Genomic DNA, 20,813 nt, shown 5'->3' with positions numbered 1-20,813 from the left:
GCTGTACTCCATCGGTCGATGTGTGGGTGAAGGTGCTGCGAAAGGCGTGCGGGGGCAGGCGGCGCCGGGGCGCGCGAGTTCGAGCGCGCGGCCGGGCGGGCGCTGAGGGCGTGCCAGCGTGCTCGCCCTACGCGAAGGCGTGGGGGAGTGGCGGGGGTGCGAGGGTGTGGTCGGCCCGCGCGAAGGCGCAGGGGAGTGAAGGTATGGTCGGCCCGCGTGGGGGTGCGGGCGTGTGATGGCGAGGTCAGCCGGCGCGGCTGATCAACCAGCGCGGCTGATCAGCTGGACGGCGCGTCTGACCCGGTCGCGGAACTCGGCGCGGTCGGCCGAGGTCTGCTTCCAGGTCAGAGCGGCGGAGAAGAGGACGTCCATGACGTCGTCCGCGCCCAGCTCGGCGGTGAGCACGCCGGGCGGGGCGAGCGACGCGACCTGTGCGCTGATGGTCGCCCTGGCCTTCTCCTGGTAGTCGTGGAACATCGAGCCCAGCTGCGGCCCGCTGTTCTCCAGCAGTTCGCTGAGGTCCCTGGCCACCTGGGTCTCGACGTACTGGCCCATCAGCGCGTCCAGCGCCGCGACGATCCGATCCTCGAAGCTCAGCGTCTCGTCGGCGAAACAGGCCTCCATGGCCTGCTGCGCTCGTTCCATGACGCCCTGCATCGTGGCGCGGTACAGCTGCTCCTTGTTCGGGAACAGGAGGTACAGTCCCGGCCGGGAGATGCCCGCCGCCTTGGCGACCTCCTCCATCGACGTCTTCTGGAACCCGTACCTGCTGAACAGGCCGAGGGCGGCCGTGAGGACGGCGCCGCGCTTGGGGTCGTCCTGCTCGATCTCCGAACTGCTCACGACTGACAGATTAGACAACGAGCAGGAGTTTGTCTAATCCGTCAGTCGTAGACGTCGAGCCGCCTCCCACCGGGCCTCCACGGGGTGATTCATGCGGGCAGGTATCAGGATTCGGACACATGATCCTCGCTAGCCGGACGGGAACATGCCGGAAATCCGGCCGTAACTGATCATCTATACGGTCGCGAGCATCACCCCTCAAGGAGCATGTGGTGCGCAAACTCCGCTTCACTCTGGCCGCTCTTCTCACCCTGTCCCTCGCCATCCCGCTCGCGCCGGCGACCGCCGCAGCCAAGACCCGCAGGCCCCCCGTACTCGACCTCGAGAAACTCACCGGAGCCCAGGCCGAGGCCATGATGGCGAAGGGGCAGCTCACCTCCGTCGAGCTCACCCAGGCCTACCTCGACCGGATCGAGGCGCTGAACAAGCGCGGACCCGGGCTGAACGCCGTGACGCAGCTCAACTCCGACGCGCTGAAGGAAGCGGCGCTGGCCGACCGGCAGCGGGCGAAAGGGCGGGTCCTCGGGCCCGCGCACGGGCTGCCCGTCCTGCTGAAGGACCTCGTCGACGTGACCGGCATGTACACCTCGGCCGGCAACTACTCGCTGCGCGACTCGTACCCGGCGACGGACGCGGGGATCACCAAGAAGCTGCGCGAGCGCGGAGTCGTCATCCTCGGCAAGGTCGGCCTGTCTGAGTTCGCGAACAGCTTCGGCAGCCAGCCCTCTGGTTTCAGCAACCTCACCGGGCAGGTTCTCAACGGCATCGACGCCGACCAGAACCCCAGCGGCTCCTCGTCCGGAACCGGCGCGGCCATGGCCGCCGCGATGGCCACGCTCGGCATCGGCACGGAGACGTCGGGCTCGATCATCAGCCCGTCGAGCACACAGAGCCTCGTCGGGCTGCGGCCGACCGTCGGCCTCGTGCCGGGGTACGGCATCGCGCCGATCAGTGCGTCGCAGGACACGGCGGGGCCGATGGTCCGCAGCGTCTCGGACGCCGCGATGACGCTCGCCTCGATCGCCGGGCCCGACCCGGACGGCGACGCCGAGTACCGTGCGATCTTCGGACCCGACTACCTCAGCACCGGCGTCATCCCGGCTCTGCCCGCGAAGCTGCCGGACTACATGAAGGCCCTCGATCTCGGCTTCGTCAGGGGCAAGAAGATCGGCTACAACGGCACGCTCGCCGACGGCAGCCCACTCAAGATCGCGTACGACGCGCTGACCGCGGCGGGCGCGGTCATGGTGCCACGGCCGACGACCAGTGTCGGCACGCTGCCGAGCCTGCCCAGTGGTTATGAGCAACACAAGACCATCGACGAGTACTACAAGCGGCTCGGCCCGCAGGCACCGATCAAGTCGCTGGCCGACGAGGTGGCCGACAACCAGGCCAACGCGCAGCAGGCCCTGAAGTTCGGCAACAACAACCACGTCAACGCTCTGAACGCCGACATCGCCTCGGGCGGGGCCAACGAGATCGCCTACCGGGCGAACCTGCCCGTCCGCAAGGCCGCCTGGCACAAGGCCATCGACGACATGATGACCTACCCGAACTCCGACCCGGCTCAGCCCGCCGACCCCGTCATCGCGATCCTCGGCAGCGTCCCGAACGCGCCGCAGGCCGGGTATCCCTCGATGACGATCCCCATGGGCTACTCGAACACGACGCGCCGCGCGCTCAACGTGCAGATCCACGGCGGCGCGTACGACGAGTACGACCTGATCGGCACCGGCTACGTCATCGAGCAGGCCACGAAGCTGCGGCAGACGGCCGGTTCGGTCAACCCGAGCATGTACCGCTGCGCGAAGACGGTCCCGGCCGAGCCGTTCGCCGGGCGCGGGCACTGCAACCCCGACTACGACACGATCATGCGCATGCTCGGCCACGCGCCCCGGCCGCTGCCGTTCTCCCTGGAGACCGAGTCGGCGCGGAGCCTGAGCACCCGGCTCGCCGCCGGCTCGCTGACCTCGGAAGAGCTGGTCAAGGCCTACCTCTACCGGATCGCGCTGACCAACGCCGAGGGACCGGCCACCCAGGCGGTCCGCGCCGTCAACCCGGACGCTCTGAAGGAGGCCCGCGCGCTCGACCGGGAGCGCGACAAGGACAAGAAGGACAAGAAGAAGCACGGCCCGCTGTTCGGCCTTCCCGTTCTGCTCGACGACGGGTTCGACGTGGACTCGCTTGCGACAACAGGCGGCTCGATCGCTCTGCAGGACCACCAACCCGGCCGCGACTCGACGGTCGTCGCCAAACTCAAGGCCGCCGGGGCGATCATCCTCGGCAAGACGAACATCTCCGAACTGAACGGCGTCTTCGACGCGAACATGCCGAAGGGGTACTCCTCACTCGCCGGTCAGGTGCTCCTGCCGTCCGACACCGACAAGACCCCGGCCGGTTCGTCCGGTGGTTCGGCGGCGGCGACGGCCTCCGGGCTGGCGGCGTTCACCGTCGGAATGGAGACGTCCACCGACTCGGCCCAGCTGCTGGCCCCCGCCGACGCGGCGGGCGTCGTCGGCCTGAAGACGACGGTGGGTCTGGTCAGCCGCACCGGAGTCCTGCCGGTGGCCCGGTCGCAGGACGCGCCTGGACCGATCACCCGCACGGTGTACGACGCCGCGAGCGCGCTCACGGCGATCGCCGGACCCGACCGGGCCGACCCGGCGACGTCGGGGGCGCCCGTGAAGGACTACACCGCCGGTCTGTCCGCGACCGCCCTCCAGGGGAAGAAGATCGCCGTCGTGGCGAGCACGGCCGCGCCGTACCCCGCGACGGTGACGGCCCTGCAGGCGCTCGGGGCCGTGACGACCCAGGTGACGATCGGCACGCCGAGCCCCGACCCGGCGAGTGTCGTGCCGAGCGAGTTCAAGCGCGATCTGAACGACTACCTGTCGGGCAGCCGGCGCGGCCATGGAGCCAGGTCGCTGCAGGGCATCATCGACTACAACGACGCCAATTCGGTGGAAGGACTGAAGTACCAGCAGGGCCGGCTTCTCGCGGCCCAGGCCGTCGACCTGTCCGACCCCGCCACCGGCGCGGCGTACAAGGCCGATCTGGAGACGGGCAAGGCGTCGACCCGGGCGCTGATCGACGGCATCCTCACCAACGGAACGCCCGGTGACACGTCGGACGACTTCGACGCCGTCATGGTGCCGACCGGCCACGCGCTCGTCGGTTACGCCGACCGCGCGGGCTACCCGGCGCTGACGCTGCCCGCCGGGTACGGTGCGACCGCCAGTTCGGCGGGCCACAACCCGATCGGCGTCACGCTCGTCGGCACGGCCTTCAGCGAGGCGACCCTCCTCGCCGACGGCTACGCCCTGGAGCAGGCGACGAATGTCCGCCTCGCCCCCAGCTTCACCAACCCGAGCATGTGGCGGTGCGTGCCCGGCAGCACGTTCTTCACCGGGGAGTTGTGCAACCCCGGTGACCGCCTCCTCGAATCCCGTCCCCGCCACTGACCGTCAACGCCAAGGGCCCGCGCCGGTCGACGGCGCGGGCCCCTCGCGTTGTGGCCGCAGGCCATCCGGGGCGGGAAAGTCGGCGTTTTCCCATGAGTGTGCCGCCCAGGACAGCGCTCCGAGAACTCAGCGGTCGGCGAGGAGTTTGTGCAGGTGACGCACTTGCTCCTCGACCTGGAAGGGGCCTCCGCCCTCGTGGTTGTTCCACGGCCAGACGGTGATCTCCTTGGGCCCCTGCCAGTGGTTGTAGCCGCCGAAAACCGTGGACGGCGGGCAGATGTCGTCCATCAGCGCCACCGAGTACAGCGCGGGCACCCGGCCCCGGGCGGCGAAGTTGAGGCCGTCGAAGTACGACAGCGTGCGGAAGACCTGCTCGGGCGTTCCGCGCTGGGAGGCGAGGAAGCGGACGAGTTCCTGGTAGGGGTCGCGGCTCGTGATCTCCACGGCCCTGCGGAAGTGGGTGAGGAACGGCACGTCGATGAGCGCGGCCCGCACGTCCGGCCGGAGCGCGGCGACGGCCTGGGCGATGCCGCCGCCCTGGCTGACGCCGGTGACCACGATCGCCTCGGGGTCGACCGCGGGGTGTCCCACCGCCACGTCGACGGCACGCACCGCGTCGGTGAAGACCCGCCGGTAGTAGTAGGTGTCGGGGTCGAGGATCCCCCTGGTCATCATGCCCGGCGCGTGCGGGGCGCCGCCCGCGTGCGGGTCGGCGGTGCTGCCCGGGTTATGCAGATGCGCCGCACCCTGGCCCCGGGTGTCGACCACGAGCGTGGCGTAACCGGCCGACGGCCAGAGCAGGTGATCGTGGGCGAAGCCGCGCCCCCCGCTGTAACCGATGTACTTCACCACGCACGGCAGCGGCCCATGTGCTCCCCGCGGAACCAGGAACCAGGCGTTCACCCGGTCGCCGCCCCAACCGGTGAACGCGGTGTCGTACACGTCGACGGAGGTGAGGGGGAGGTCGTACGGCGTGAACACGGGGGCCAGGTCGTGCTCCGCGGCCTCGGTGAGGGTCCGGGACCAGAAGGCGTCGAAGTCCGCGGGCTCGTCACGCTCCGGGAGGTAGTGACGGAGCTCTTCAAGGGGCAGGTCGAACAGCGGCATAACGATCTCCAAGCCTTAGACGTGTCCGGACATTTCACCTCATCGGTTACTCCGAACGCCATCCCCGGAACGCGGACGTGGCTGCACCGCGCCATGGCCCATGGGCGACCCGATAGACAGGTGGCCAGAACCCCATCTGGATCTCGGTCGACCAGGCATCGGGGCGCTCCAGTTTGCGAAAGGAGGCAAGGGGTGTTTTTCGGGCCGCTACGCTCCGTTTGGGGGCGATGTGAACGCCCAGGTTGGAGGGCCTGGTGGTAATGGACGGAGCGCCGATCCTCACGTCGGTGAACGGGGCGGCGTCCTCGGGGGAGGCGGTCGGGCGGGTGCTCGGGACACAGGCGGCGTCACCGCTGTCGTTCTGGATCGGCATCGAGCCGGGACAGGCCGTGCAACTCGACGAGGTCGTCATCACTCGGCGAGACGTGCCCGGCCACGGCCCGGTGCTGATGGCGGGGGTCGTCACGACGGTGGAGGCGCGGCACGAAGGCGCCAGCTACGACTCGGACGTGTTCCTCATCGCCGACGGGACGCTGCCGGCCGCCGTAGTGGAGTGTGCGGAGGTCCGGGTCACGCGGGTCGAACCGGAGATCTTCGTTCCGCCTTCGCCGGGAGCGGTCGTCTACCGGGCTCAGGCGGCCGATCGGGACCAGGCTCTCTACTTCGACGTCATGGACCGGCGCATTCCGATGGGGCTCGGGCGCGACGGGCAGCCGATGTACGTCAACTTCGACTTCCTCGACGGCACGCGCGGCGCGCACGTGTCGATCTCGGGGGTCTCGGGCGTGGCGACGAAGACCTCCTTCGCCACGTTCCTCATCTATTCGATCTTCAATTCCGGTGTCCTGGACGCCGAGGCGGCCAACACCAAGGCGCTGATCTTCTCTGTCAAGGGCGAGGACCTGTTGTTCCTCGACCATCCCAACGCCCGGCTCGACGAGGCCGCCACGCGCATGTACGGACGGCTCGGTCTGCCCGCCCGGCCGTTCCACAGTGTTCACGTGTTCGCGCCGCCGCGTCCCGGCGATCCCAACGGCGTCCCTCACGTGTCCGCCAGGACGCAGGGGATAAGCGCCTTCTTCTGGACGTTGACCGAGTTCTGCGAGGAGGAACTGCTCCGGTTCGTCTTCGCCGACGCCGATGACGAACGTGCTCAGTACTCCCTCCTCGTGGGCGCGGTCGCAGCCCGCCTGCAGGCGTGGGCGGCTCCCGCGGGCGACGGGGGAGCGGTCACGATCACGCCCCCAGGAGGGGGCGGTGTCACCTGCCGCACCTTCGCCGACCTGGTCGATCACATCGCCGACCAGCTCACCGACGACGGAACGCGTGCCACCTGGGCGGGCGCGCAGGTGCCCCTTGGGACGGTGAACGCGTTCCTGCGCCGTCTCCGCGGTGCCGTACGCGCGCTGTCGCCGATCGTCCGCGGGGACCTCCCTCCCGGCCGGCCGCACTCGATCAGCACCTCGGATGCGCAGGTCTCGATCGTCGATCTACACAACCTGCCCGAGAGGGCGCAAAGGTTCGTCGTCGGCGTGGTCCTGCGCGGCGAGTTCGCCCGCAAGGAGAGCAGCGGCACTGCTCGGCCGCTGCTGTTCGTCGTGCTCGACGAGCTGAACAAGTACGCGCCGCGCGAGGGCGACTCACCGATCAAGGAGATCCTGCTCGACGTGGCCGAACGTGGCCGCTCCCTGGGGGTGATCCTCATCGGCGCCCAGCAGACGGCCTCGGAGGTGGAGCGGCGCATCGTCGCGAACTGCGCCGTCCGCGTGGCCGGCCGGCTCGACCCCGCCGAAGCGTCGCGTCCCGAGTACGGCTGGCTGCCGGCGATCTCCCGGGAGCGTGCCACCATCGCCAAGCCGGGCACGATGTTCGTCGCCCAGCCCGAGATCCCGGTGCCCCTCGCGGTCACCTTCCCGTTCCCCGCATGGGCGACGCGGCCGTCCGAGGCGGGTCCTGCCCCGACCGGCGTCGCCCGTCGTACGGTCGACGACCCCTTCGCCGGGCTGCCCGGGGCCGACGACGACATTCCCCCTTTCTGAAGGAGCCGGATGAAAATCCTGCACACCGCCGACTGGCATGTCGGCAAGGTGCTCAAGGGCCGACCCCGGATCGACGAACACCGCGCCGTGCTGCGGGAACTGGTCGAGTCGGCTCGCGAGGAGGACGTGGACGCGGTCATCGTCGCCGGGGACGTCTTCGACACCTCCGCGCCCACGCCGGAGGCGCAGTCCCTGGTGATGCCCACGCTCATGGCGTTGCGCGAAGAGGGACGCGATGTGATCGTGCTCGCCGGGAATCATGACAACCCTCATCTGTTCGATGTCTACCGGCCGGTGCTCGGGGCGCTGGGCGTCCACGTCGTCGGCACCTTCCGGCGGCCCGACCAGGGTGGAACCCTCTCCTTCACGGCACGCTCCGGCGAGCCGGTGCAGTTGGCCGTCCTGCCGTTCCTGTCACACCGTTACGTGGTCCGCGCGGCCGAGGTGCTCTCGGGCACCGCCGCGGAACACAATCGTGACTACGCAGAACGGGTCGGAATGTTGATCGGCGCCCTCACCAAGGGCTTCTCCGCCGACACCGTCAACCTGGTCACCACGCACGGCACCCTGCCCGGCGGGAAGCTCGGCGGCGGCGAGCGCGAGGCGCAGTCGATCTTCTCTTATTACTTCGAGGCCACCGCCTTCCCCGCGTCGACGCAGTACGTCGCCCTGGGACATCTCCACCGGCGTCAGCAGATCCCCGGGGCGTGCCCGATCTGGTACAGCGGCTCCCCCCTCGCGGTCGACTTCGGGGAGGAGCGGAACAGCCCCGGAGCGCTGCTGGTCACCGTGGAAGCCGGCCGTCCGGCTGTGGTGCGGGAGGTCGCCGTCGATTCGGCCCGCTCACTGGCCACGGTGAGAGGCTCGCTGGAAAAGCTCGAGGCCATGGCGGACGAGCTCGGTGAGGCGTGGCTGCGCGTCGTCGTCGAGGAGAAGCCCAGGCCCGGGCTCGCCGAAGCGGTGCGGGAGATCCTGCCGAACGCCCTGGACGTCGACATCGACGAGCGCTTCCGGCCGACGAGCCCGCAGCGCAGGGGAAACACGGACGGCGGGTCCCCGCGTAGTCCACGCGAGTTGTTCCGCGACTACCTGACCGACACGGGCAGGGACGATGGCGAGGTCGCCGCACTGTTCGACCGGCTCTACGACGAGGTGACGAGCTGATGCGCCCCCTGCGGCTGCACCTGGACAACTTCGGCAGCTTCCGTGAGGCGGTCACGGTCGACTTCGCCGACGTGGACTACTTCGCGCTGGTCGGGCCCACGGGAGCGGGCAAGAGCACGATCATCGACGCGATCTGCTTCGCCCTGTACGGCACGGTCCCGCGCTGGGGCAAGGAGAACGTCATCTCCCACGCGCTCGCGCCCTCGGCGACGTACGGCAAGGTCGCGCTGGTCTTCGAGTCCTCCGGACGCCGCCACGTAGTGGTTCGGTCTCTCCGGCGCGACGCCAGGGGCACGGTGCACACCAAGGAGGCCAGGCTCGACGAGCTCGACCCCGGCGTGCCTTCGACCGCCGGGCTCACAGAGATGCTGGACGCGGTCGTACGCCCGGTCGCCGAAGGCGAGGCGGTCAGCGACGAGGTTCAGAAGATCACGGGCCTGGAGTACAAGTTCTTCACCCAGTGCGTGGTGCTTCCGCAGGGCAAGTTCGCGGAATTCCTGCACGCCCGGCCGCGCGAGCGGCAGGACCTGCTGGTGCAGTTGCTCGACGCTGAGGTCTACGAGCGCATCCAGAAGCGTGCCGGGCGTGAGGAGGACCTGGCCAAGCAGGCCGCGGAGTTCGCCCGCAACGAGCTCTCCGGTCTCAGCGGCGCCGGTGAGGACGACGAGCGTGCCGCCGCCGAGCGGCTCGACGCACTGCGTGCCCTGCGGGACCGTATCCAGGGCGACCTCGACACGCTGCGCGCCCATGAAGAATCCCTTCAGAAGCAGATTCGCGACCGGGACGCGATCGCGGAGAAGCTGGCCGCTCTCACCGATCTCGGCATGCCTGACGATGTCCCGACCCTGGCGGGGGAGCAGCGTGAGGCAGAGGAGAGGATGGCCGCGCTCGGCATCGAGATCGGGCGGCTGGAGGCCGAGGAACAGCGTGCCGACGACGAGCTGACCGCTCTGGGAGACAAAGCGGTCCTCGTAGCCGCGCTGGCCACCCTTGAAGAACAGGAACGGGCGAGAGACGATCTCGCACAGGCCGAAGCGGAGGCCGCGGAGGCGGGGGCCGCGCTGGAACGGATCGCCGGCGAGGCCGAGCAGGCCGACGCGGCGCTGGCGGAGGCGGAGCGTGCGCAGGACGCGCTGCGTGACGCCCACGTCGCCGCGGCGCTCGCCGAGAAGTTGGTCGTCGGCGAGCCGTGTCCCACGTGTCTGCGCCCCATCATTGAGATCCCCCACCATGCCGCCCTCTCCGATCTCCATACGGCGGAGCGTGAGGTTCAGGCTCTCAAGAAGCATGCGAGCCAGGTCTCCGCCCGGCACCGTCAGGCCGAGAACGACGCCCACCACCTGGCGAAGCAGGTGCAGATCTGCCGTGAACGGCTGGCGAAGTCCCCCCAGGCCACGGGAGACCGAGCCGACCTCGAGGCGCGCCTGATCGCCTGCCAGAAGGCCGAGCTCCGGGCCGCCGAGTGCAGGAAGAGAACACGGGAGCTCCGGGCGAAATCAGCCGAAGCCGAGCGGCGTGCCGGAGAACTGCGGAACAAGGCCGATCTCGCATGGCGTGACCTGGACGCCGCCCGCGACACCGTCGTGGCTTTCGGCGCGCCGCCCCTGGATCGGAAGGATCTCGGACGGGCGTGGGCCGAACTGCTCGACTGGCGTGGTCAGGTCGTCATCCGGGAGCAGGCCGCCTTGGCCGTACAGGACGGGGACATCGCCGACGGGGGCCGGCTGCTGGACGGGGAACGGGCCGCGCTCCTCCGGCGACTGGCCGAGCACGAGGTCGCCGTTCCCGGCGAGGTCACACCCAGCGCGATCGGCGAGCAGGTGACCGCCGCCGTCACCCAGGCGGGAGCGCGGCTGGACCGGGTCAGGGAGAACCGCGAACGTGCCAGGCAGCTGGCCGAGTTCGCGGCGGCGAAGGAACAGGAGGCGAGGGTCGCCCACGAGCTCGCGCTCCGGCTGCGTGCCGACGCCTTCGAGCGATGGTTGTGCTCCGAGGCGCTCGGACTGCTGGTCGCCACGGCCTCCGACACCCTGCGCGACCTGACCGACGGGCAGTACGAGTTGACCGTCAGCTCGAAGAGCGACATCGAGGTCATCGACTACGGCGAGGCGGGCATGCGGCGCAGCGCTCGAACGCTGTCCGGCGGGGAGACCTTCCAGGCCGCACTCGCTCTCGCGCTGGCCCTGTCCAGCCAGGTGGCCGGACTGTCGGCCGCGGCCGCCCGCAGCCTCGACTCGATCTTCCTCGACGAGGGGTTCGGCACCCTCGACCCCGCCACGCTGGACACGGTCGCCACCACGCTGGAACGCCTGGCCACAAGCGGGAACCGGATGGTCGGGGTGGTCACTCACGTGCCCGCACTGGCCGACCGGGTGCCGGTCCGCTTCGAGATCACCCGGGACGCCAAGGGATCACATTTGACGAAGGCGGCGCAGTGAGCATCGCGATCGGACAGGCCGGGTTCACCGTCGACGCGTGGGATCCCGGGTACTCGGCGGCTCTGGCGGCCGACGCGCTCGCCGAACTGGGCCCGACCAGCGCGGAGCTCGACCTGGACGTCGAACTCCTGGCCGCCGACTGGCGTCCCGTGAGTCCCGCCCCTGACACCGCGCCGCCCGGCGTGATGTTGATAGCCGACGGCGTCCGCCGCATCGACGCCCGTGTCTGGAGCAACGACGCCGGCGCCGCCCCGCCCTCGCCGGGCATCGCCGCCTCCTACGCCGCCGGGATCGTCCGGTGCACACCCGGCGAGGGCGCACCCGCGGAGCTCGCCGCGGTCGAGGTCCGCCGATCTTTGTTCACCGCCTCGCCGTACGCGTCGGACATCAAGGCGAGCGCCGGCACGTATCGAGTGGAGACCGCAGCCGACGACTCGATGGAGGGGCTGTCCCTCGCCCTCCAGCAGCGGCTCACACAGCTTGAAGTGGATCTCTCGGTCCGCTGCCGCGACGATGACGCCGGCGACGGCGACCTGCTGATCGTCGACGGACCGCTCCGCGGTCGCACGCACCTGCCGCGGACCGTGGGTTACATCAAGACGCACCACACGGCCTACCTCCCGGCCCCTCAGGCCGGTGTCGTCTCCGCGCTCGGCCCCGGACAACGCACGCCGGTCTTCCTGATGGGCACCAGCTGGCGCCGTCACGCCTGGTATCTGGCCCTGCCGGTCCGGTCCGCCGCGCCCTGGGCGGGGATCGTGCGGTGCGAGGCCGGCGCGGACATGCGACCGGACGAGGTGGTGGAACTCGCCGACGCGATCACGCTCGCCCTGCCGTCCCTCGCGGGCGTGGATTACAAGGACCCACGTGCGCCCCAGAACCTCGTGCCCATCGGCGGACTCGAGAAGCTGCTGCGACACCGGCTCGGCGACCCCCGTCTGCTCTACCGATCCCTGCGCGCCGCCGCCGGCCGTTGACCTGAGGCTGAGGGCCCGGCCAGGCGGTTGAGGGCCGTCCACGATCGTGGTCCCCCTGACGTGGGCGTCCCCGCGCGGTGCGCACCGCCCGTATCTCGCGCCTGTGAAGGTCCATTGACACCGGATGATCTCAGCAGTACGTTGCGCGACATACCGGACGGTCGGTACGAACGGAGCGGGAGCGCCATGAGCTTCAACCTCGCCACGATCCTCCGTGAATCGCGCCAGGCCCGCCCCGGCAAGACCCTCTGCCACATCGGAGAGCTGAGCTTCACCTACGACCAGGTCGACGAGATGTCCGGGCGGGTCGCCGCGAGCCTGCGCGGTCTCGGGCTGCGACCGGGCGACCGGGTGGCCGTCCATCTGCCCAACCTTCCCGAGTTCCTGTTCAGCTACTTCGCGATCCTCAAGGCGGGCCTGATCATGGTCCCGCTGAACCCGTTGCTGCACGCCTCGGAGATCGCGTACCACCTGGAGGATTCGGGCACCCGGCTGCTCATCACGTTCGCTTCGATCGCGGAGCAGGCGGCCAAGGCCGCCGGCACCATCCCGACCTACGTGGTCGGCCCACCCGGCGACGACGGGCATCCCGAGGGGACCCTTCCGTTCGCCGACCTGTACGGCGCGGCCGACACGGGTGAGATCGAGACGACCGACGCCGACGACACGGCCGTCCTGCTCTACACGAGCGGGACGACCGGGCGGCCCAAGGGCGCCGAGCTCACCCACTTCCAGCTCTACATGAACTGCACCGTCGGCGGAGAGCTGTTCGGGTTCCGCGACGACGACATCGGCCTGGCGGCGCTGCCGCTGTTCCACGTCTTCGGGCTGTCCAGCGTGCTCAACGTGGCCGTGCGGTTCGGCGGGACGGTCGCGCTCGTGCCGCGCTTCGAGGTCGGCGCCGTCGTCGAGGCCCTCGAACGGCACCGCTGCACGATCTTCTCCGGCGTGCCGACCATGTACTTCGCCCTTCTGCAGGCCGATACCTCGGACCGGGACCTGACGTCCCTGCGCGTGGGGGTCTCGGGCGGGGCGGCGATCCCCGGCGAGATCCTCCGGGCGTTCGAGGAGAAGTTCCCCGGCGTCGTCATCCTGGAGGGGTACGGCCTGTCCGAGACGGCCAGCACCACCACGTTCAACATCAGCGCCGAGCAGCGCAAGGTGGGCTCGATCGGCAAGCCGATCTGGGGGGTCCAGACGATGATCGTGGATGACGAGGATCGGCCGCTCCCACCCGGTCCCGGCCACGTCGGCGAGATCGTCGTGCGCGGTCACAACGTCATGAAGGGCTACTGGAACCGGCCGGAGGACACCGCCCAGGTCTTCCGCGACGGCTGGTTCCACACCGGCGACCTGGCCTACGCCGACGACGACGGTTACCTGTTCGTCGTGGACCGCAAGAAGGATCTGATCATCCGCGGCGGCTACAACGTCTACCCCCGCGAGGTCGAGGAGATCCTCTACACCCACCCGGCGATCGCCGGGGCGGCGGTCATCGGCCGTCCGGACCCGCGGCTCGGCGAGGAGGTCGTCGCCTGCGTGACGCTCCATCCGGGCGCGGTCGTCACCGAGCAGGAGGTCGTCGCCTTCTGCCGGGAGCACCTGGCCGCCTACAAGTACCCACGCGAGATCCGTTTCCTCGACGCCCTGCCCATCGGTCCGACCGGCAAGATCCTCAAGAAGGAGCTGCGCGCATGAGCCTCGTCAACACCGTCCAGGGCGCCGTGGACACCGCTGAGCTCGGCCGGACCTACATGCACGAGCACATCTTCGTCCTCACGGCCGACGTCCAGGTGAACCATCCCGGCGAATGGGGCGACGAGGACGAGCGGATCGCCGACGCGGTCACCAGGCTGCGTGCCCTCGCCGTACAGGGCGTCAGGACGATCGTCGACCCGACGGTGATCGGGCTCGGTCGGTACATCCCCCGCGTCCAGCGGATCGCCGAGCAGGTGCCCGAGCTCAACATCGTCGTGGCGACCGGGCTCTACACCTACGACAGCGTCCCGTTCTTCTTCACCTACCGCGGTCCCGCCCTCAGCGAGATGCTGGGCACCGAGGTCCCGGACCCGATGGTCGACATGTTCGTCGCCGACCTCACCGACGGCATCGCCGGCACCGGCGTGAAGGCTGGGATGCTCAAGTGCGCGATCGACCACGAGGGCCTGACGCCGGGCGTCGAGCGGGTGATGCGCGCCGTGGCCCGCGCACACCAGGCCACCGGTACGCCGATCACCGTCCACACCCATCCGGGATCCCGGACCGGGTTCCTGGTCAAGAAGGTGATGTGCGACCAGGAGGGCGTCGAACCGTCCCGGATCGTTCTCGGGCACAGTGGCGACACCACCGACTGCGATCACCTCGCCGAACTCGCCGACTCAGGGTTCGTCCTGGGCATGGACCGGTTCGGCATCTACACCGACACCACCCTCGAGGCGCGCGCGGACACCGTGGTCGAGATGTGCCGCCGCGGTTACGCCGACCGCATGGTGCTGTCGCAGGACGCGTCCTGCTACATCGACTGGATCGACCCGAACGTGATGCCGTTCCTGTCCCAGTGGCACTACCTGCACCTCGGCGAGGAGGTCCTGCCGTACCTGCGTGACAAGGGCGTGGCCGACGAGCAGATCGACGCGATGCTCGTTGACGTGCCGCGCAGGTTCTTCGAAGCGTCCTGAGTTCCGGTTCTCGGGGGAGACAACCCAGGGAGTCCAATGTGACTGTTTCGACATCCACCGACGACGCCGCCACACCAGGTTTCGCGGGGCGGCTCTGGCACCGCGACCTGGCGCACTACCCCGAGACCCGCCGACGATACGCCTATCTCGCCATCGTGGTCGTGACCACGATCGTCCTGTACTACCTGCTCTACATCCAGTACGCCGTCGCGACGTCGATCATCACTCACTTCGACATGACCTTCGGCTACTTCATCTGGCTGTCGGTCGTCGGCAACGCCATCGGCGCGTTCTCGTCGCTGCTCGCCGGGCTCGCCGACCGCTGGGGACGCGCCAACCTCGTCGTGTACGGCCTGCTGGTCGCGGGAGTGCTGGTCCTGGTCCTGCCGAGCTCGCCGGACAAGACCGTCTACCTGGTGCTGTTCGCCGTGCTCAGCTTCATCGAGGGCATCGTCCTGGTCGCGACCCCCGCGCTGATCCGCGACTTCTCCCCGCAGCTCGGCCGTGCCACCGCGATGGGCTACTGGACGATGGGCCCGGTCATCGGAAGCCTCGTGGTCACCAGCGTCACCAGCGCGACCCTCGGCTCCTCGACCTGGCAGGACGAGCTCCGCTACTCCGGGATCAGCGCCCTGGTGGTGTTCGTCGTCGCGCTGTTCGGCCTGCGGGAGCTGTCGCCGCGGCTGCGCGACCAGGTCATGGTCAGCATGCGCGACCGCGCCCTCATCGAGGCCCGCGCGCGGGGCATCGACCCGGGCCGGCAGTCCTCCGGGCACTGGCGGCAGATGCTCCGGCTGGACGTGGTCGGCTCCGCCTTCGCCATCAGCGTCTACCTGCTGCTGTACTACGCGGCCGTCGGCAACTTCGTCATCTACTTCTCCTCGACGTTCGGGTACAGCGAGCAGCGCGCCAACGGGCTCGCGAACTGGTACTGGGCGGCCAACGCCGTCGCGCTCGTCCTGGCAGGGCTGCTGTCCGACCGGCTCGGCGTCCGCAAGCCGCTGATGCTCATCGGCGGCATCGGTTCGGCGGTCATGACCGCGATCTTCGCCATGCTCGCCACCCACCCCGACACCGAATACGCCACCTTCGCCGCGCTGTTCGTCGGGATCGGCGTCCTCGGCGGCCTGACCTACGCCCCCTGGATGGCGAGCTTCACCGAGACCGTCGAGAAGCACAACCCCGCCGCGACCGCGACCGGGCTCGCCGTCTGGGGATGGATCCTGCGTGTGGTCGTCGCCGTCTCGGCGGCCTTCGTGCCGATCGTGGTCACCTCCGTGACTCCGCTCGTGGAGCACGGAGCCGAGGTGGCGGCCGCGCAGGCGCAGGCGGGCCCGGCGCTCGCCATCGTGAACGCCCATCCGCAGATATTCGCGGAGCTGGCCGAACATCCGGCGGACGCGGTGCCGCCCGACCTGGCGGCCCGGGCGGCTCAGGAGGTGGGCGCCGCCGACCTCGGCGTCGTACAGAAGGCGGGGCCGCAGCTCGCGATTCTGCGGGAGCACGGACCCGAGGTTCAGAAGGCTGCGGCCGAGGGGCCGGGCCAGTGGCAGACCTGGTGGTGGGTGTGCCTCGCCGGCCAGATCGTCTTTCTGCCGTTCATCTTCGTCATGACCGGGCGCTGGAGCCCCAGGCGGGCCCGTCAGGACGCCGAAGAGCACGAGCGCGCCGTCGCGCGCGAGCTGGCCGCGCTCCGATCTGAGACGTGACCGCCCCTTCCGCCGGCCGGGGCGACCCGGCCGGCGGAAGCGGGGGAGTGCGCCCAGGCCGGGCCGTCGGGGTCTTGACCGGCGAAGTCCTCACCTCCATGATCTCCTCGTGGACACCGGCCACCCCATGTACGACGACGCGATCCTGTGCGACGAGTACATGGCGGCGATCAACGAGGCGCTGCGGCATCCGGAGATCCGCGACGCGTTCGACAACGTCTGGGTGACGCCGTTCCGCGTGCGCGTCGAGATGGTGCGTGACATGGCGGCCGTGCTGGCCGCCACTCCCCAGGAGTACGCCGACTACCGCGCGTCCCTCGACCAGATCGTCTCCCGCCTGCGGGACCCGGCGGACGCGGTCCGCGACCGGCTGGCGGAAAGCCACCTGCACCTGGAGTGGGAGAGAAGGGCGCTCGTCGGCGGCGCGATCGGCCTCGTCACCACCGGCGCCGGTCTGCTCAGCGGCATCTGGAGCGGTTTGGGCCCGCTGACGTGGGTGGGCTCGGTGCTCACCCTTGCGAGCGGCCTCGTCTTCCTCCTGGCACGCCTTCTCCGGAGCAGTAAGGCCCTCCATCGCGTGGAAGTCGCGATCGGGCTGGTGCTGTCGCTCGCCGTCAACATCGCGTTGCACCGCAGGGCCTTGTCGCCCTGGCGCAACATGCTCCTCGCGGCACTGAAAGAACACGAACTGGCGGCTCAGATCCGGTTACGCATCAACGCGCTCCGCCACGACCGTTTCACCCATGCCTTCACCGTGCACGCGAGCCCCGGCCTCAGCGAGGCCTTCGACAGCACCTACCACGTGCCGACCTCCGTGGCGCGCGAGCTCGACGAACTGCTCGGCCGCCTTTCCGGAGCGAGCATCGGAGTCGCCGGACCCAGGGGCGCGGGGAAGTCGACGCTCATCCGGCGCTTCTGCGAGGACCCGCAGGACGCGGGCGACCGGGGCGATCTTCGCTGCCTGGTGTCGGCTCCCGTGGAGTACGCGCCGCGGGACTTCGTGCTTCACCTGTTCGCCACCTTCTGCCGGCGGACCCTGGACTATCTCCGGCTCCCGGACAGGTCGGACGCCCGGCGGCGGGCGCGCGTGGGCCGTGTCATCGCCCACGTGTCACGGGCGATCGTGTACTGCGGGCTCGCGGCGGTGGTCTATCTGCGGCCCGGCTTCTTTCTCGATGTGCTCGACGGGTTCGAGGCCTTCTTCTCCGAGCTGATCGGCCGCGCCAGGGTGACCGCCGTCGCCGAGGCCATCGGGAACTCGGGACTGAGCGCGGAGTGGATCGCCGCAGCCGTGCTCGCGGTGGGCGCGGTTCACACGCTGGTCGCGGTCCGTCGTCTCCGCCTGCGTCACCGGGAGAGCACGCGGCCGGAGGCCGAACTGGCGCGGCGAGCGCGACGCCATCTGGCACAGATCCGGTACCTGCAGACTCACACGTCGGGCTGGTCGGGCACGCTGAAACTGCCCGTCGGCCTGGACGCGCAGCACACTCGAGGGCGGTCCCGGGCCGAGCAGCCGCTCAGCTACCCCGAGACGGTCGCGGCGTTCCGGGCGTACGCCCATGACGTGGCCGAGTTCCTCCGACCCCGCAGGCGTCTGTTCATCGGGATCGACGAACTGGACAAGATCGGTTCCGGCCAGGAGGCGGAGCGCTTCCTGAACGACATCAAGGGGATCTTCGGGCTCAGCCGCGTCTACTTCATGATCTCCGTGTCGGACGACGCGATGAACGCCTTCGAGCGCCGTGGGCTTCCCTTCCGGGACGCCTTCGACAGCTCCTTCGACGAGGTCATCCAGGTGGGCCCGCTCGCCTATGAGGAGTCGCTGCGCGTTTTGTACCGGCGCGTCGTCGGCCTCACCGAACCGTATGTCGCCTTCTGCCACTGCCTTTCCGGCGGGTTGCCCCGCGATCTCATCCGCGCCGCGCGGCGGGTGGTCCGGGCAGGCCGTGCGATGCCGGACACCGCCCTGCTGACCTCCATCTGTGGCGTGATCATCCGTGAGGAGCTCCAGCACAAGGCTCAGGCGATCATGGCGTCGGCCGCCGCGCATCCGGTCGCGCCCGGGCTGCTCGACCTGCTGCACGGCGTCGCGCGGGACGCGAACGCGGAGACATCGGCGACGGAGATCCTGAAGACGTCGCTGGTCGAGGCCTCGGACGGCCCGGCGCTCGACTTCGTGGCGTACGCGTACTTCTGCGCCACGTTGGAGGAGGTTTTCACGGAGGAGTTGACGGCCGAGCGAATCAGGGAAACGGCCGAATTCGACACGCTGGCGGCGGCCCGCCGTGCCTTCGCGGTCGACACCGGGCTCGCCTGGCGGGCGATCTCTTCAGTACGGCGGGAATGGCATCTCGACACGTGGGAACTGCCGACAGGCTGATTGTGTTTTGAGGCGATTCTCGTCGGCGTTTGCGGCTCGCGGGACGGGTGATCGCCCGTGAGTAATCCGCGGAACCAGGATCAAGGCCTCCCCGGCGGCTACCGGGGAGGCCTCGATCACGGTGTCACACGGTCGGGGCGACCGCGGCCATGGGCGTCTTGGTGACGACCATCCTCGGGCTCTCCGCCTCCGCCTTCGCCTCGGAATCGTCGTGCTGCTTCTGCTGCGTTATGACGTCGTTGTCGCTCTTCTGGAACGGCGTCACCAGCAGGGTGAAGTCGCGCAGCAGGTGCTGACGCTGGAACTGGTGCTGACGCTCGTGCTGACGCACGCGGTTGTGGTTCCAGTTGTTGTTACGGTTCCGGTGGCCACGGCCCCAGCCGCCGCCGCCGCAGCCGCCGCCGCAGCCCATGACGGTGGTGGCGTTGGCGGCACCGGTGGTGACAGCGGTACCAAGGGCGACGGCTCCGCCGGTGAGGGCGGTACTGATGGCCAGAACTCCGACGAGGCTCTTGAAGCTGGGCATTTCATTTCCCCCTTGAAAGGACTTGTGCCCCTATGCGCTTACATTTTCCAAATCAAATGGAAAATGCTTATCTGGTGATCCATGGCGGATCATTCCTGCATTGTCTTGTTTTCCTCGTCGCCTGAGTGGCAAACGGCGTTCGGCGGCTTTTGCACGCTGCTTATCTCTTTATTGACTGGGTTAAACCGCTAGAGAGCTATTTGTAGTGAAATGCAGATTATGTCCCATTTGAATGTCGGAATGGGGATGATGTGTCGGATTTGGTTCTTTTGTGAATTGTGTCTTCGGGGTGGCGAATCCTCGTCGCCGCCGAAGGTCTGGATGTCGTACGGAAACGACTGGGGACGAAGCCCTGCCGCCGGCCGGAGGCCCGGGAGTCTAAGGATCGCGGCGCGGCCGTACGGGCGGGGAGGGATGCGCCCGGGGGCGAACCGGCGCGAAGACGGTGCGGTGAGGGAAACTCCGAGCCGTGCTCGCGGGAGGGGGCGGCGCGGAAGGCCGGGCTTGCCGGACGAAGGGCCAGGTGGAGCGCTAGGTGGAGGCCGGGCTCGGCAGGAGGGCCAGGTGGCGGGTCGGGCTCAGCCGGAGGGCTGGGTGGATTCGCGAGGCGGAGTGTCGCGGGGGAGGGCCGTGGCGAGTGTCGCGGTGGCGCTGGGGTCGCGTCGTCATCGGGAGGCCGGGGATGCGAAAGCCGGCCGCCGACGTGTCGATCGCACGTTGATCGTCGGCGGCCGGCTTCCGGGCGATCCGAGAAGGCCAGACGGTGTCCGCCGTCAGGTCGGCCCTCCTGGAGACGGCCGGGTGCGGCGCGTCACAACTCGATCGGTCAGCTCAGTCCGGCGAGCGAGTTGTTGTTCGTGGCATGCCGCTGCCACGGGTTGGCGTGGTTGTCGCTCGTCTGGAACGGCGTCACGATCAGCGTGAAGTCGCGCAGCAGGTGCTGGTTCTGGCTCTGGTGCTGACGGGCGTGCTGCCGCTGGTGGTTGAAGTTGCGGTTGTGGCAGCGGTGCCGGCGGCCCCACCCGCAGCCGCCCCCGCAGCCGCCGCCGCACCCCATGACGGTGCTGGCGCTCGCGGAGCCGGCGGTGACGGCGGTGCCGAGGGCGACGGCTCCGCCGGTCAGCGCGGTGCTGATCGCGAGAACCCCGACCAGGCTCTTGAAGTTGGGCATTTTTCCCCCGTGAAGGTTTGATTCTCTACGCTTCGACGCTTCCCAATGATGTGGAAAATGTCCGCAAGGCTAACCCTTTGTAGGTGTTGCCCGCTTTGTCTAATTTTCCATGGCGAGCGCCGGATAAACGGTGATTACGGGAGATTGGAACATACTTATCTCGATATTAACGGCTTTAGGCCGTTCTTGATCACTTTGACATATAATGCCGCTTATGTCTAATTTTGATATGTACGAAAATGCATGATATGCCCGATTTTTGGAGTGCCGTCATCTGGGCTCACGCCTTGATCGTTGTGGTCGAATCCGCCTCCCATGAG

The 20,813-nt window shown here is 69.1% G+C and carries 13 protein-coding genes; 9 read left to right on the top strand and 4 right to left on the bottom strand.

What is annotated here, in order from left to right:
• Window positions 1–261: 261 nt before the first annotated feature.
• Window positions 262–843 (bottom strand): TetR/AcrR family transcriptional regulator, encoded by a 582-nt coding sequence (locus tag Pph01_RS07750; RefSeq protein WP_204072266.1) that lies wholly within the window; start codon window positions 841–843, stop codon window positions 262–264.
• 212 nt (window positions 844–1,055) lie between these two features.
• On the opposite strand from Pph01_RS07750, the gene Pph01_RS07745 reads away from it, so the two are divergent.
• Complete coding sequence (locus Pph01_RS07745) at window positions 1,056–4,304, top strand: amidase family protein (protein ID WP_204072265.1); 3,249 nt, start codon at window positions 1,056–1,058, stop codon at window positions 4,302–4,304.
• A 126-nt stretch (window positions 4,305–4,430) separates the two neighbouring features.
• Here the strand turns inward: Pph01_RS07745 and Pph01_RS07740 are convergent, their stop codons facing one another.
• Complete coding sequence (locus Pph01_RS07740; protein ID WP_204072264.1) at window positions 4,431–5,411, bottom strand: acetylxylan esterase; 981 nt, start codon at window positions 5,409–5,411, stop codon at window positions 4,431–4,433.
• A 260-nt stretch (window positions 5,412–5,671) separates the two neighbouring features.
• On the opposite strand from Pph01_RS07740, the gene Pph01_RS07735 reads away from it, so the two are divergent.
• From Pph01_RS07735 to Pph01_RS07700, 8 genes are all read left to right on the top strand, one after another.
• The gene (locus Pph01_RS07735) at window positions 5,672–7,450 is read left to right on the top strand and encodes an ATP-binding protein (protein WP_204072314.1); all 1,779 of its coding nucleotides are present in this window, start codon (window positions 5,672–5,674) and stop codon (window positions 7,448–7,450) included.
• A 9-nt stretch (window positions 7,451–7,459) separates the two neighbouring features.
• Entirely contained in the window at window positions 7,460–8,614 is a 1,155-nt protein-coding gene (locus Pph01_RS07730; RefSeq protein WP_204072263.1) for an exonuclease SbcCD subunit D, read from the top strand.
• A complete protein-coding gene (locus Pph01_RS07725) occupies window positions 8,614–11,052 on the top strand; it encodes an AAA family ATPase (RefSeq protein ID WP_204072262.1) in 2,439 nt (812 codons plus the stop codon). Before Pph01_RS07730 ends, Pph01_RS07725 begins: the two co-directional genes overlap by 1 nt.
• On the top strand, window positions 11,049–12,029 hold the full coding sequence (locus Pph01_RS07720; protein ID WP_239116501.1) for a hypothetical protein: 981 nt from the start codon (window positions 11,049–11,051) through the stop codon (window positions 12,027–12,029). Before Pph01_RS07725 ends, Pph01_RS07720 begins: the two co-directional genes overlap by 4 nt.
• A 186-nt stretch (window positions 12,030–12,215) precedes the next feature.
• The gene (locus Pph01_RS07715) at window positions 12,216–13,727 is read left to right on the top strand and encodes a long-chain-fatty-acid--CoA ligase (protein WP_204072261.1); all 1,512 of its coding nucleotides are present in this window, start codon (window positions 12,216–12,218) and stop codon (window positions 13,725–13,727) included.
• Complete coding sequence (locus Pph01_RS07710; protein ID WP_204072260.1) at window positions 13,724–14,707, top strand: phosphotriesterase family protein; 984 nt, start codon at window positions 13,724–13,726, stop codon at window positions 14,705–14,707. The genes Pph01_RS07715 and Pph01_RS07710 overlap by 4 nt, the downstream gene beginning before the upstream one ends.
• A 38-nt stretch (window positions 14,708–14,745) precedes the next feature.
• Window positions 14,746–16,416 carry an MFS transporter gene (locus Pph01_RS07705; RefSeq protein ID WP_204072259.1) on the top strand — a complete coding sequence of 557 codons (1,671 nt, stop codon included), beginning with the start codon at window positions 14,746–14,748 and terminating at the stop codon, window positions 16,414–16,416.
• Window positions 16,417–16,525: 109 nt separating this feature from the next.
• Window positions 16,526–18,796 carry a hypothetical protein gene (locus Pph01_RS07700; RefSeq protein WP_204072258.1) on the top strand — a complete coding sequence of 757 codons (2,271 nt, stop codon included), beginning with the start codon at window positions 16,526–16,528 and terminating at the stop codon, window positions 18,794–18,796.
• A gap of 124 nt (window positions 18,797–18,920) precedes the next feature.
• Here Pph01_RS07700 and Pph01_RS07695 read toward each other — a convergent pair whose 3' ends face one another.
• A complete protein-coding gene (locus Pph01_RS07695; protein ID WP_204072257.1) occupies window positions 18,921–19,322 on the bottom strand; it encodes a hypothetical protein in 402 nt (133 codons plus the stop codon).
• 826 nt (window positions 19,323–20,148) lie between these two features.
• On the bottom strand, window positions 20,149–20,493 hold the full coding sequence (locus Pph01_RS07690; RefSeq protein WP_204072256.1) for a hypothetical protein: 345 nt from the start codon (window positions 20,491–20,493) through the stop codon (window positions 20,149–20,151).
• Window positions 20,494–20,813: the final 320 nt, after the last annotated feature.

It is taken from the genome of Planotetraspora phitsanulokensis (assembly GCF_016863295.1).
Classification (GTDB): domain Bacteria; phylum Actinomycetota; class Actinomycetes; order Streptosporangiales; family Streptosporangiaceae; genus Planotetraspora; species Planotetraspora phitsanulokensis.
The sequence above is the reverse complement of the archived record's forward strand: the minus strand, read 5'-3'. Positions and strand labels throughout refer to the sequence as shown.